Genomic DNA, 12,818 nt, shown 5'->3' with positions numbered 1-12,818 from the left:
TCAGTCGTCGGCGAGCAGATCCGGGCGCCGCTCGCGCGTCCGGATCAACGACTGTTCGCGACGCCACTGCGCGACCTTTCCGTGGTCGCCGGACAGCAGTACCGGGGGCACGTCGAGTCCCCGCCAACTGGCGGGTCGCGTGTAACTCGGGCCTTCGAGTAAACCGTCGGAGAACGAATCCTCTTGGTGCGACTGCTGATTGCCGAGGACACCCGGAAGCAAGCGCACCACCGCCTCCGCCATGACCAGCACCGCAACCTCGCCGCCGATCAGAACGTAGTCGCCGATACTGACTTCTTCGACACGCACGCGCTTCTCTGCGTCGTCGAAGACTCTCTGATCGATTCCCTCGTATCGACCGCACGCGAAGACGATGCGCTTTTCGGTCGACCACCGTTGCGCCGTGGCCTGATCGAAGGGTTTCCCTGCGGGAGTCGGGACGACGAGCAGGACATCCCCGTCGGTTGCGTCGTCGGCAACGCCGAGGACATCGTCGAGAGCCGGTCCCCAGACGGTCGGTTTCATGACCATGCCGGGACCGCCCCCGTAGGGCGAATCGTCGACGGCCTTGTGGACGTCATGCGTCCAGTCGCGCAGGTTGTGCACTCCGACCGAGATCAGACCCTTGTCGATCGCCTTGCCGAGCAGGGCGGCGCGCAGCGGTTCGAGATACTCGGGGAAGATAGTGACGACGTCGAGCCGCACGGACTACTCGTCCTCCTCGGTTGCCCGACGCCGCTTCATGTCCTGCTGCTTCTTCGCTTTGGCGGGCGGCTCTCCGAAATCGGGATCGAGCAGGCCCTCCGGTGGATCGATCTCGATCACGCCGTCCGCGACCGACACTGTCGGCACGATCTCGGTGACGAACGGGATGAGGATCTCCCGGCGCGCATCATCGGCCGCTCGGATCGACAGAAGCTCGCCCGCAGCGGTGTGCAGGACCTCCCGCACGGTTCCGATCTCGGTACCACCGTCGGGACGGCCCGCCACGATCCGGACCGGCAATCCTTCGAGTTCGTGATCGTAGAACTCGTCGGGATCGTCGGACGGCGACAGGTCGGCGCTGTCGACGACGAACAGGACACCGCGTATCGCATCGGATCCGGTGCGATCTGCCACACCGTTCAGACGCAGCAGAAGCCGCCCGGAATGCTCCCGGGCGGCTTCCACCGTGTAGTTGTGCAGCTCCTGCTCGCGGGGCTTGCGGCCACGCAGGACCGCGCCCACGGCGAAGCGCTCCTCGGGTTCGTCGGTGCGAACGTCGACGACCACTTCACCTTTGATGCCGTGCGACTTCACCACACGGCCCACTACGAGCTCCACCGACGCGCGCCTAGCGGTCGGTGTCGACGACGTCGACGCGGATTCCTCGGCCACCGATACCGGTGACGAGGGTCCGCAGTGCCGTCGCAGTGCGGCCACCGCGACCGATCACCTTGCCGAGGTCGTCAGGATTGACGTGAACCTCGACGGTGCGGCCACGGCGACCGGTGATGAGATCGACGCGCACATCATCAGGGTGCGCAACGATGCCACGGACGAGATGCTCGACCGCATCGGCCACCACGGCGCTCATTACTCGGCGGCCTCGGTGGACTCAGCAGCCTCTTCCTTGGCTGCCTTCTTCTTCTTGGGCGTGATGGCCTCGGCGGCCGGTGCGTTCTCGGCCTGCGCGAGTGCAGCCTGGAACAGCTCGAGCTTGGACGGCTTGGGCTCTGCCTTGCGCAGGGTGCCCTCGGTGCCCGGCAGGCCCTTGAACTTCTGCCAGTCGCCGGTGATCTTGAGGAGGTTGAGAACCGGCTCGGTGGGCTGCGCACCGACGCTCAGCCAGTACTGTGCGCGCTCCGAATCGATCTCGATGATCGACGGATCTTCCTTCGGCTGGTACCGGCCGATGGTCTCGATCGCACGGCCGTTGCGGCGGGTGCGTGAGTCGGAGACGACGACGCGGTACTGCGGGTTGCGGATCTTACCGAGGCGGGTGAGCTTGATCTTGACAGACACTGCTGTGTTCTCCTTCGCGCGCGGGGCGCGCATGTCACGTGCAATTCGGACGACGCGCCCGATTGGCACGCCCGGTTTTGCCTCTAACCTGTGACCGCCGCGCGGTACGGAACCGGATGCGACGACAGCGGTCCATTCTGCCAGACGTGGGAACCGGACGGGAAATCGGCGGTCACGCGGAGCCCGCGACGACAGCGCCGCGGAGAACCACCAGGTCGGGGCGAGCGGCGGCCGGATCGATGCGCGGGTCGTTCGCGTAGACGATCAGATCGGCGGAGGTGCCCGGCTCGAGACTCGGATGACCGAGCCAGGTGCGTGCCGCCCAGCTCGCTGCGCCGAAGGCCTCGTTCGCGTCGAGTCCGGCCTTGGCGAGCGCTGCGATCTCGTCGGCGATCCGCCCGTGTTGCACCTGCCCGCCTGCATCGGTGCCCGCTTGACTTCCTCCCCCGCGTGAACACGGAGGATTCCTACGCAGCCTCACCAGATGGTGCGGTCTGTTCAGCGGGTTCCTGCTTCACCGGGTCCGCGCATGCAAGCACACGTCTTACGCTCCCTCCACAAGCGTTTACCCTCTCCACCAGCCCAGCGGCGAGCAACACATTTACAGCAGCGTTATAGTCCCGATCCAGCACCAACCCACACGACGGGCACACCCACACCCGCACACCCAATGGCTTCTTCCCGTCCCGCACCCCACAGCCCGCGCACACCTGCGACGTCGGCTCCCACCGGCCGATCGTGTGGACCACCGCGCCATACCGGGCGGCTTTCTCCTCGATCAACCGGGTCAGCGTCGACCAGCCGGCATCGTGTACCGACTTCGCCACCCTCGTGCGCGCCACACCCGCCACCGACAATCCCTCGAGGGCGACCGCTTGGTTCTCGCGGACCAACCTCAATGCCAGCTTGTGGTGGTGATCCAGGCGGGTCTCGCGCACCTTCCGGTGCGCCGCCGCGACCTTCCGGCGAGCCTTGTCCCGATTCTTCGACCCCTTCATGGTGCGTGAGTATGCCCGTTGGGCGCGGCCCAGACGCCGTTCCTTCGACCGCAACCAGCGAGGATTGTCAACCTTCTCACGGGCCCCGTCGTCATAGACGATCGTCGCCAGATCCGTCAACCCCACATCCACACCGGCAGCCCGAGCCGGCAGGGTCGACACCACCACCGGCTCCGGCTCGTCGACCACGAACGACACATAGTGCCGACCGTCCGCCTCCCGGATCACCGTCACACTCGACGGGTCCGCCGGCAACGGCCGCGACGACTCGTACCGGATCCGCCCGATCTTCGGCAACCGCACCAGGCCGATACCACCGCCCGGCTCGAGCACACCGAAACCCGCGTTGCGGGTGAAACGGGCAGACTGGCGATGTGTCCGCTTCTTGAACCGTGGCGCACCGACCTTGCGTCCCTTGCGTTTCCCGGTGCGGGAATCGAAGAAATTGGCATACGCGCGATGCAGGTCCGCCAGCGACTGCTGCAACGGCACCGACGACACCTCAGCCAACCACGCCCGTTCGGGAGTCGTTTTCGCGATAGTCAGCGCCGCCGACAACTCGCCTTTACTCGGGATCGACCGGCCCGCCCTGCGGGCAGATTCCCTCGCGGCGAGTGCGTCGTTGAACACGACCCGGCAGCACCCGAACAGTTGAGACAGCGCCCTGTGCTGCTCCCCTGTGGGGTAGGCGCGGTAGCGGTATCGCTTCAACACACCAGCACGATAGCATTTGGTGTCATGACTGATATTGACCTTGTTAGACGTGGCAGACATGCTCTCTGGGATTGTCATGCGCATTTGGTGTTCGTCACACAATTCCGCCGTGGCGCGTTCACCGGACCGATCTTGGCGGACTGCGAGCAGATCATGCGGAAAGTCTGCGCGGACTTCGGCTGCGAGCTGCGGGAGTTCAACGGCGAGGACGATCATGTGCACCTGCTCGTCGGCTTCCCCGCCACCGTGCAGCTGTCGAAGCTGGTGAATTCACTCAAAGGTGTGTCATCGCGGCACGTGCGGCGCGATCACGCGGAGCACCTTTCCCGGTACCTGTGGGGTGGGCATTTATGGTCCCGTTCCTACTACTGCGGGACTGCGGGCGGCGCGCCGTTGTCGGTGATTGCCGAGTACGTGAGGTCTCAACGGCGCCCTGAGTGACGGTGATTCACCTCCACCGTGAACGATGGAGCACTCTCACTGAGATCGGTAGATCGGGATGCCTGCGTCGTGGGCGGCGCCGATGGTGTCGGCGACCCGAACATGCAAGTCGCGCATGTGCGCGGCATACGTGGGGAAGCGGGTGGCCGAGTCGGCGATATCGGGAAAGTTCTCGATGTTGACCAGGGTCGGGACCAATGCGGTGCCGTTCGCCGCCATCGTCGCGATCGTGTCGTCGGTCAGGCCCGTACCGTGTTCGATGCAGTCGATATCGGCGGCGAGCAGGCCCGGCAGCGCATCCTCACCGAATACGTGCGCGGTGACCCGCGCACCCTCCCGGTCGATCCAGTCTCCGATGAGTTTGACCCAGCCGTCGCCGGATGTAGCGCTTCGGACGCGCAATGTGTCGTCCCGCCCGGATGATCCGAGGCAGTTCCGGCCGGGCGTCGAAAGCGCGGGTGTCGGCCGGGGACCCGGCGTCGCGCAGAAGCAGGACGCCCGCATCGCGCTCGATGACGGCCTGCGCGAGGGCACCCGCTTCGTCCTCGACTCCCCCACCGAACCTGATCCCGACGTGGCAGTGCGCGTCGACCAGACCGGGCAGTACCCAGCCGTCGGTCGAGAGCACCTCGGCTCCGGGGAGCGGCTCATGGGAGAACTCGCCGTCGGCGCCGATCCACAATTCGACGGGTTCACCGTCCGGCAGGGTCCTGCCGCGCACGACGAACGGACCTGCAGCAGCGCCCCCGACCACGACCGGCCCTCCTGTTTCTCGCGAATGCGTCCCTAGTTCTTGGGGAACTTCAGCTTCGACAGATCGAATCCGTCGAGACCCGGGGGCAGTTCGTCGAGGCCCTTCGGCATGTTCGACAGATCGGGCATGCCGGCGCCGAGACCCGGGAACCCGGCGGGCATGCCGCCGGGAAGACCGCCCCGCACCTTCGGCGGAGTCGGGCCGCGACCACCCTTCTTCCCCTTCTTGCCCTTCTTCGAGCGCTGGTTACGCCGGGCTCCGGGCATGCCCATCTGACCGGCCATCGCGGACATCATCTTCCGCGCTTCGAAGAACCGGTCGACGAGCTGGTTGACGTCGGAGACCTTCACACCCGAGCCGTTGGCGATCCGCAGCCGACGGGAGCCGTTGATGATCTTCGGGTTGGCGCGCTCCGCCGGGGTCATGCCGCGGATGATCGCCTGGATCCGGTCGAGTTGCTTCTCGTCTACACCCGCGAGCGCGTCCTTCATCTGGCCCGCGCCGGGCAGCATGCCGAGCAGGTTGGCGATGGGGCCCATCTTGCGCACGGCCATCATCTGCTCGAGGAAGTCCTCGAGGGTGAGATCGCCGCTGCCGATCTTGGCGGCTGTCGCTTCGGCCTGCGTGGCGTCGAAGTGCTGCTCGGCATGCTCGATGAGGGTGAGCACGTCGCCCATGCCGAGGATGCGGCTGGCCATGCGTTCGGGGTGGAATACGTCGAAGTCCTCGAGCTTCTCACCGGTGGACGCGAACAGGATCGGCTGACCGGTCAGTTCGCGGACGCTGAGCGCGGCGCCGCCACGTGCGTCGCCGTCGAGCTTGGTGAGCACGACGCCGGTGAAGCCGACACCCTCGCGGAATGCCTCGGCGGTGCTCACGGCGTCCTGACCGATCATCGCGTCGAGGACGAACAAAGTCTCGTCGGGCTGGACGGCGTCGCGGATACCTGCGGCCTGGGCCATCAGCTCCTCGTCGATACCGAGGCGACCGGCGGTGTCGACGACGACCACGTCGTACTGCTTGTTCCTGGCCTCCGCGATGCCCTGCTGCGCGACCTCGACCGGGTCGGCGGCCGTGACGCCGAGTGCGTTCTCGCCTCCGCCGATCGACGTTCCCGGATGCGGCGCGAACACCGACACACCGGCACGTTCACCGACGACCTGCAGCTGCGTGACCGCGCCCGGACGCTGGAGGTCGCAGGCGACCAGCATCGGGGTATGTCCCTGGTCCTTGAGCCACTTGGCGAGCTTGCCTGCGAGCGTGGTCTTACCCGCACCCTGCAGACCGGCCAGCATGATGACGGTCGGCGGGTTCTTCGCGAACTGCAGCCGCCGGGTCTCGCCGCCGAGGATCCCGACGAGCTCGTCGTTGACGATCTTGACGACCTGCTGAGCCGGGTTGAGCGCACCGTGGACCTCGGCGCCCTTGGCCCGTTCCTTGATCTTCTTGATGAACGAGCGCACAACGGGCAGCGCCACGTCGGCGTCGAGAAGGGCGAGGCGGATCTCGCGACACGTCGCGTCGATGTCCGCGTCGGACAGGCGCCCCTTGCCGCGCAGGTCCTTGAGGACACCTGTCAACCTGTCGGAAAGGGATTCGAACACCGAATGCGCTCCTGCGGTCTGACGAGAATACGGACAATACTGCGCTCCAGGGTAGCCGCTCCGATCCACCCACAGCCGAGGGCGGGGCCGTCCGGTCGGCCGAAAGACCGGCCGGACGGCCCGGAGCACGACCTCACGTCACGACGCGGTCGTCGGCTTCGGCGGTTCGGGAGCCGGAAGGACGGCCAGCAGGGCCTGTTCGAGCCGCTCCCGTGACTCCCTGGTTCCGGCTGTCGACAGGTCGACGCAGAAGGAGTCGACGACGGTCGATCCGATCGTCGTCACCGTCGCCCATCGCACGTCGGCTCCGAGATCTTCGAAGACGCCTGCGAGGCGACAGAGCATTCCGATCCGATCTTCCGCCCTGACCTCCAGCACCACCTGCCCCGGATCCGTCGTGTCGAGCCAGATCAGCCGCGGCGGTGCCTGGGAGTACGTGCCGGGCACCGCGCGTTCGGGTCGTATCGACGGTGCGGACTCGCGCGCCGCACGGTCTTTCGCCTCGAGCTCCGCGAGCAGGTCGAGGTCACCGGACCGGGCCCGCAGGAGTTCCTGCCGCAGCAGACCTGCCGCGGGCGGCGCCCCGAATCGTGGCACCACCGCGAACGAGTTGACAGTGCTTCCCGCGTGACTTCCGATGGACGCCGACTGCACCCGCAGTCCGTGAAGGGCCAGCACTCCTGCCGTGTCGGACAACACCCCGGGCTCGTCGGGCGCCACCACCGTCACGGTGTGGCCACGACCGTCGGGCCGCGGGACGAGCGAGACATGCATGGCACCGTCCTCGGCGAGTTGCGCGAGTTCGGGGTCGATCGGGGCGGGCGCGGGAAGATCCTCCCCCGCCATCATCAGGCGGCACCGCCGCACGAGTTCCCTGATGAGCGAGGCTTTCCAGTCGCCCCAGACACCGGGGCCGGTGGCCTGCGAATCCGCCTCCGCGAGCGCGTGCAGCAGTTCCAGGAGCAGCGGGTCGCCGCCCAACGCGTCCACTACCGCTGCGACGGTCGTCGGGTCGTCCATGTCGCGTCGCGTCGCGGTGTGCGGGAGCAGTAGGTGGTGTCGGACCATTGCCGTGAGCACCGACAGATCGGACGGCCACAGCCCCATGCGTGTCCCGATCTGGTCGGCGACCTCCGCACCGACCACACTGTGGTCGCCGCCGCGGCCCTTACCTATGTCGTGCAGGAGGGCTCCGAGGAGCAGCAGATCGGGGCGGGACACCCGCGTCGTGAGCGCACTCGCATGCACCGCGGTCTCCACGAGGTGACGATCGACGGTCCACGTGTGGACCGCGTCGCGTGGCGGGAGGTCGCGAACCGCGCCCCATTCGGGCAACAGACGCCCCCACAGTCCCGTGCGATCGAGTGCCTCAACGACGTCGACGGCAGCGGGCCCCGAGGCGAGCAGCACGATCAGGTCGTCGAGTGCCTGCCGCGGCCACGGCTCCCGCAGTTCCGGTGCGTGGTCCGACAATCGGGTCAACGTCGCCGCGGAGATCGGCAGTCCCGATCGTGCGGCCGCGGCCGCCACCCTCGTGATCAGGCCCGGGTCCTTGCCCGGTTGGGCGTCGCGGGCAAGCGCGACCTCGCCCCCGTGCTCGACGACGCCTTCGTCGAGAGGTCGACGTACCGGCCCGCGTCGCAGGCGCGACAATCCTTTGCGCGGCAGGGAGTTGCCCGCCGTGCGCACGCCGACCTCGACGGAGTAGCTGATCGTGCGCGCCGACTCCGTGAGCAACCGCGCCAGGTCGAAACGGTCGCCGATGCGCAATGCGGCACCGATCTCGTCGGCGTCCTGCGCCTGCAGTTGATCACGGCCACGACCCGCGACACGGTGCAGTTCGGTACGGACGTCGAGCAGGTGACGGTGGGCAGCGGCCAGGCCACCCCCGGGTGCGTCCGGTCCGAGGCCGGGCATGCCGTCGGTGAGCTGCGCGACGGACAACGCGTTGAGCAGTTGTACGTCCCGCAACCCTCCCCGACCGCTCTTGAGATCGGGCTCGGCTCGGTGCGCGACCTGACCCGACCGCTCCCAGCGCGCTTCTGTCATCTCGATCAGCTCGTCGAAGCGGTTCCGGATCCCGGTACGCCACTGCCTGCGCACACCACCGATGAGGAGGTTGCTCAATTCGTTGTCACCGGCGATATGTCGGGCTTCGAGCATCCCGAGCGCGGCGGGGAGGTCGCCGGAGGCCACCTGCAGAGCCTGAGGGACGGTCCGGACGCTGTGGTCGAGCCGGATGTGTGCGTCCCACAGGGGATACCACAACCGATCCGCCACCGACGACACCGTGCCGGGATCGATGTTGTCGTGGAGCAGGATGAGGTCGACGTCGGAGTGCGGCAGCATCTCGCGGCGGCCGAGCCCCCCTACCGCGACGAGCGCAAATCCGCTGTCCGGTCTGATGCCGAGTTCGGAACCCTCGGTGGTCAGCCAGAAGTCGAACAGGTCGACGAGTGCATCACGTAGCGCTTGGGTATCGAGGCGGCGGGTGCGGCCGGAGCCGGAGACGAGGGCGTTCCGGGCTGCAGAGAGGTCTGCCGCCGTGTTCGGGCTCGAAGACACCGAAGGCCCACGACCCGCTGCCTGCGCAGCGCGTCCTGGGCCTCGGGTCTCTGCCCCGTGGGGGTCAGAGTGCATCCGTACCTCGTTCTCCGGTGCGGACTCGGATCACCGATTCCACCGGGGTGACCCACACCTTGCCGTCACCGATCTTTCCGGTACGTGAGGCCTCGATGATCGTGTCGACCACCTTGTCCACCACGGAGTCGTCGACGACGACCTCGACGCGCACCTTCGGCACGAAGTCCACCGAGTACTCGGCTCCGCGGTACACCTCGGTGTGGCCCTTCTGGCGCCCGTAGCCCTGCACCTCGCTCACCGTCATTCCGAGCACCCCGGCCTGTTCGAGCCCTGCCTTGACGTCCTCGAGCGTGAACGGCTTCACGATTGCCGTGATCAGCTTCATTTTTCATCCCTTCCCGGTGCCCACCGGACGTTGTCTTTGCTGTCCGCGTAACCCTTGCCCGCTATCTTCGTCCACTTTCCGCCTCGGTGACGAGGTGAAGCGTCACTTCAGTACAGCGGCGACGTGTCACTTCAGCACCCACACGAAGTTTCACTTCAGGGCAGTGGCGAAGTCGTATGCGGTTTCCGCGTGCTCGTTCTCGTCGATTCCACGAGCTTCTTCCTCGGGGGAGATACGCCAGCCCAGAGGCCTCAGAGCGAAGACGATCACAGCGGTGACGATGGCGGTGAACACCATCGCGACCAGGACGATCACGATCTGGATGACGAGTTGCTTGTAGTCGCCTCCGTAGAACAGACCGGTCTCGGTGGCCAGAAGACCGATGGCAACCGTGCCCCACAGACCGGACACCAAGTGCACACCCACGACGTCGAGCGAGTCGTCGTAGCCGAACTTGTACTTCAGGCCGACCGCAAGTGCCGAGAGAACACCGGCGACAGCACCGAGAGCGATGGACCCGACGGGGCTGAGGGCGCCGGCAGCGGGGGTGATGGCGACCAGACCGGCGACGGCACCCGATGCAGCACCGAGACTGGTGCCCTTGCCGTCGCGGACACGTTCGGTGGCGAGCCAACCGAGGATCGCGGCGGCAGCCGCCACCGTGGTGTTGAGCCACGCCAGACCGGCGACACCGTCTGCGGCGAACGCGGATCCGCCGTTGAAACCGAACCAGCCGAACCACAGCAGCGCAGCGCCGAGCATCACGAACGGAAGATTGTGCGGACGGAACGCGGTCTTCCCGAAGCCCGTGCGCTTGCCGATGACGAGCACGAGCACCAGCGCGGCAATGCCTGCGTTGATGTGGACCACCGTGCCACCGGCGAAGTCGATCGGGTGGACCGCAGCGGTGAGCCCGCCCTCCCCGTCGTCAACGGTGCCGAACATCATCGCTGCGATGCTGTTCTCCGAACCGGAGAGCAGGCCGCCGCCCCACACCATGTGGGCGAGCGGGAAGTAGGCGAGCGTCACCCATACACCCACGAACACCATCCAGGTGCCGAACTTCACGCGCTCGGCAAGTGCACCGCTGATCAGCGCTGTGGTGATGATCGCGAACGTGACCTGGAATCCGATGTCGATGACCTGCGGGTAATTGCCGAGACCCGGCAGGAATCCACCCTCGTCGTCGTAGATGGCGCCCTGCAGACCGAACATCTCGAACGGATTCGCGAAGACCCCGCCGATGCCCTCGGTGCCGTACGACATCGACCAGCCCCACAGCACATAGATCACGGCGATCAGCGCCATCGCACCGAACGACATCATCATCATGTTCAGGACCGACTTGGCGCGCGACATGCCGCCGTAGAAGAACGCCAGACCCGGTGTCATCAGCAGCACGAGCGATGCTGCCATGAGCATCCATGCGGCGTCGCCGGTGTTCACCACTTCCTCCACTTGCACACCTCCCAGTTGTCCGCGCCGTTGAGCGCGTCGTTGGGGAAAGCTTGCTGCGGAGATGTTTCAGCAGAAGCGCCGTCCTGTTTCGTCGGCGTGAACGCCCGACGGATCGGTGTTTCGTTCATGTTTCACAATGTGTTTCGTTCATGTTTCACAGGAACACCCAACACACCTGCGGCAGAAGGCCGCCCCCGCCGGAGCGGGAGCGGCCTCGATCAGATCTTTCGGAAGTGCCGGCAGTGTCGGCCGAACAACAGTGTCAGCCGAACCACAGGGTCAGCCGAACCACAGGGTCAGCCGAGTAGCGCGTCGACGAACGCACCCGGTTCGAAGGGCGCAAGGTCGTCCGCGCCCTCGCCGAGACCGACGAGTTTGACCGGAAGACCGAGTTCGTGTTGCACCTGGAAGACGATTCCGCCCTTGGCAGTGCCGTCCAGCTTGGTCAGCACCACGCCGGTGATGTCGACGACCTCGGCGAACACTCGGGCCTGCATCAGCCCGTTCTGCCCGATCGTGGCGTCCAGCACCAACAGGACCTCGTCGACGGCGGCTTTCTTCTCGACGACACGCTTGACCTTGCCCAACTCGTCCATCAGGCCGGTCTTCGTGTGCAGACGACCCGCGGTATCGATGAGTACTGCGTCGACCCCGTTCTCGATGCCCTTCGCCACGGCATCGAACGCCACGGCTGCGGGATCGGCGGCCTCTTTACCGCGAACCACCTCGGCGCCCACACGCTCGGCCCAGGTCTGGAGCTGATCGGCCGCAGCAGCACGGAAGGTATCGGCAGCACCGAGCAGGACTCGACGTCCGTCCGCAACGAGAACCCGGGCGAGCTTTCCGGTCGTCGTCGTCTTACCCGTGCCGTTGACACCGACGACGAGCAGCACCGCCGGGTGGTTGTCGTGAGGCAGGGCGCGGATGGAACGGTCGAGTTCGGGTCGCAGTTCGTCGACGAGCACCTTACGGAGCACCGCACGCGCGTCTGCCTCGGTCCGGACGTTGCTCGCCGCTATCTCGTCTCGCAACCGGTCGACGATCTTCGTTGTGGTGGCGGAGCCGAGGTCGGCGATGAGGAGCGTGTCTTCGATCTCCTCCCACGAATCCTCGTCCAGATCGCCGCCACCGAGCAGACCGAGCAAGCTCTTGCCCACCGCGTTCTGTGAGCGGGCCAGGCGGCCGCGGAGGCGGACGAGTCGTCCCGATGTCGGCTCGATCTCATCGAGCGCAGGCGCCGGGGGCGTTTCGACGGGAGTGGGCGCGGGCTCCGTTTCGGCAGGGGCAGCCGGCGCAGGCACAGTATCTATCGGCGCAGGAGCTTCGGGCTCCGCGGTCTCGGGCAGGACCTCGGGCTCGGCAACAACCTCAGGCTCAGCAACGACCGGGACTTCAGGTGCGCTCTCGGGCTCTGCAGGCTCCGGTTCCGCGATGGGGGGGCCGGGTGCAGCCTCCGGCTCGACCGGCTCCGGCTCTGCAGGCTTCGGTTCTGCAGGCTTCGGTTCTGCAGGCTTCGGTTCTGCAGGCTTCGGTTCTGCAGGCTTCGGTTCTGTCGGCGGCACCACCGGTATGCGCGTGGTGGGCGGCGCCTCCGTGACCTCCTCCGGCAACGGCACGGTACGAGGTTCCGGCGCAGGCTTCGGGGCCGGGCGTTCGACCGGTTGCGGCGGCGCGGCAGTCGCTCCCTGACTGAAACTGAATCCGCTCTGCGCTTTGTATCCACCCGAGCGGTCCTCGGCTGCCGCAGTGTCGAGCTGCGGGGTGCGCTTCGCCGTCAGCGACACCTGCCGTCGCCGATAGAGGGTCAGACCCACGACGAGCGCGACAAGAACAACCGCGAGGGCGGCCGCGATGATTATCCAGGCTCCGGTACTCAC

At 66.7% G+C, this 12,818-nt stretch carries 12 protein-coding genes and 2 pseudogenes; 1 reads left to right on the top strand and 13 read right to left on the bottom strand.

The genetic code is table 11. The features are described 5' to 3' along the window. The 6 genes and pseudogenes from trmD to ACFWCF_RS19325 form a co-directional block, all read right to left on the bottom strand. Positions 1-705: a tRNA (guanosine(37)-N1)-methyltransferase TrmD gene (trmD, locus tag ACFWCF_RS19350; protein ID WP_378489894.1), complete on the bottom strand. Its 705-nt coding sequence runs from the start codon at positions 703-705 to the stop codon at positions 1-3. Between the two features lie 3 nt (positions 706-708). Then, entirely contained in the window at positions 709-1,323 is a 615-nt protein-coding gene (gene rimM, locus ACFWCF_RS19345) for a ribosome maturation factor RimM (RefSeq protein ID WP_378564662.1), read from the bottom strand. Between the two features lie 10 nt (positions 1,324-1,333). After that, on the bottom strand, positions 1,334-1,576 hold the full coding sequence (locus ACFWCF_RS19340) for an RNA-binding protein (protein ID WP_054718064.1): 243 nt from the start codon (positions 1,574-1,576) through the stop codon (positions 1,334-1,336). Beyond that, positions 1,576-2,004 carry a 30S ribosomal protein S16 gene (gene rpsP, locus ACFWCF_RS19335; RefSeq protein WP_378489897.1) on the bottom strand — a complete coding sequence of 143 codons (429 nt, stop codon included), beginning with the start codon at positions 2,002-2,004 and terminating at the stop codon, positions 1,576-1,578. The genes ACFWCF_RS19340 and rpsP overlap by 1 nt, the downstream gene beginning before the upstream one ends. A gap of 172 nt (positions 2,005-2,176) precedes the next feature. Then, a pseudogene (locus tag ACFWCF_RS19330) lies at positions 2,177-2,437 on the bottom strand (amidohydrolase family protein); the annotation flags it as partial. Between the two features lie 34 nt (positions 2,438-2,471). Further along, complete coding sequence (locus tag ACFWCF_RS19325) at positions 2,472-3,716, bottom strand: RNA-guided endonuclease InsQ/TnpB family protein (RefSeq protein WP_378564658.1); 1,245 nt, start codon at positions 3,714-3,716, stop codon at positions 2,472-2,474. Positions 3,717-3,740: 24 nt separating this feature from the next. Between ACFWCF_RS19325 and tnpA the strand changes: the two genes are divergently transcribed. Further along, complete coding sequence (tnpA, locus tag ACFWCF_RS19320; protein WP_378564655.1) at positions 3,741-4,157, top strand: IS200/IS605 family transposase; 417 nt, start codon at positions 3,741-3,743, stop codon at positions 4,155-4,157. A 48-nt stretch (positions 4,158-4,205) separates the two neighbouring features. On the opposite strand, the pseudogene ACFWCF_RS19315 reads toward tnpA, so the two are convergent. From ACFWCF_RS19315 to ftsY, 7 genes and pseudogenes are all read right to left on the bottom strand, one after another. Beyond that, positions 4,206-4,911: pseudogene (locus ACFWCF_RS19315) on the bottom strand (amidohydrolase family protein); the annotation flags it as partial. Between the two features lie 32 nt (positions 4,912-4,943). Next, positions 4,944-6,515, bottom strand: coding sequence for a signal recognition particle protein (ffh, locus tag ACFWCF_RS19310; RefSeq protein WP_378489898.1), 1,572 nt, complete (start codon positions 6,513-6,515; stop codon positions 4,944-4,946). 138 nt (positions 6,516-6,653) lie between these two features. Next, positions 6,654-9,155, bottom strand: a complete 2,502-nt coding sequence (locus tag ACFWCF_RS19305) for a [protein-PII] uridylyltransferase (RefSeq protein WP_378564652.1) — start codon at positions 9,153-9,155, stop codon at positions 6,654-6,656. Further along, complete coding sequence (locus tag ACFWCF_RS19300) at positions 9,145-9,483, bottom strand: P-II family nitrogen regulator (RefSeq protein WP_378489900.1); 339 nt, start codon at positions 9,481-9,483, stop codon at positions 9,145-9,147. Before ACFWCF_RS19300 ends, ACFWCF_RS19305 begins: the two co-directional genes overlap by 11 nt. Positions 9,484-9,633: 150 nt before the next feature. Next, a complete protein-coding gene (locus ACFWCF_RS19295; protein ID WP_378489901.1) occupies positions 9,634-10,941 on the bottom strand; it encodes an ammonium transporter in 1,308 nt (435 codons plus the stop codon). After that, positions 10,926-11,069 (bottom strand): hypothetical protein, encoded by a 144-nt coding sequence (locus ACFWCF_RS19290; protein ID WP_378564649.1) that lies wholly within the window; start codon positions 11,067-11,069, stop codon positions 10,926-10,928. The genes ACFWCF_RS19295 and ACFWCF_RS19290 overlap by 16 nt, the downstream gene beginning before the upstream one ends. Before the next feature lie 168 nt (positions 11,070-11,237). After that, complete coding sequence (ftsY, locus tag ACFWCF_RS19285) at positions 11,238-12,818, bottom strand: signal recognition particle-docking protein FtsY (RefSeq protein ID WP_378564646.1); 1,581 nt, start codon at positions 12,816-12,818, stop codon at positions 11,238-11,240.

The organism is Rhodococcus sp. NPDC060090, assembly GCF_042729855.1.
GTDB lineage: Bacteria > Actinomycetota > Actinomycetes > Mycobacteriales > Mycobacteriaceae > Rhodococcus.
Note: the sequence above shows the minus strand (reverse complement) of the source record. Positions and strands in the feature narration are given on the sequence as shown.

Coding starts and splice junctions, on each gene's coding strand:
- ACFWCF_RS19340 (WP_054718064.1), bottom strand. CDS start 1,576: ATGAGCGCCGTGGTGGCCGATGCGGTCGAGCATCTCGTCCGTGGCATC.
- tnpA (WP_378564655.1), top strand. CDS start 3,741: ATGACTGATATTGACCTTGTTAGACGTGGCAGACATGCTCTCTGGGAT.
- ACFWCF_RS19305 (WP_378564652.1), bottom strand. CDS start 9,155: ATGCACTCTGACCCCCACGGGGCAGAGACCCGAGGCCCAGGACGCGCT.
- ACFWCF_RS19300 (WP_378489900.1), bottom strand. CDS start 9,483: ATGAAGCTGATCACGGCAATCGTGAAGCCGTTCACGCTCGAGGACGTC.
- ACFWCF_RS19290 (WP_378564649.1), bottom strand. CDS start 11,069: ATGAACGAAACACCGATCCGTCGGGCGTTCACGCCGACGAAACAGGAC.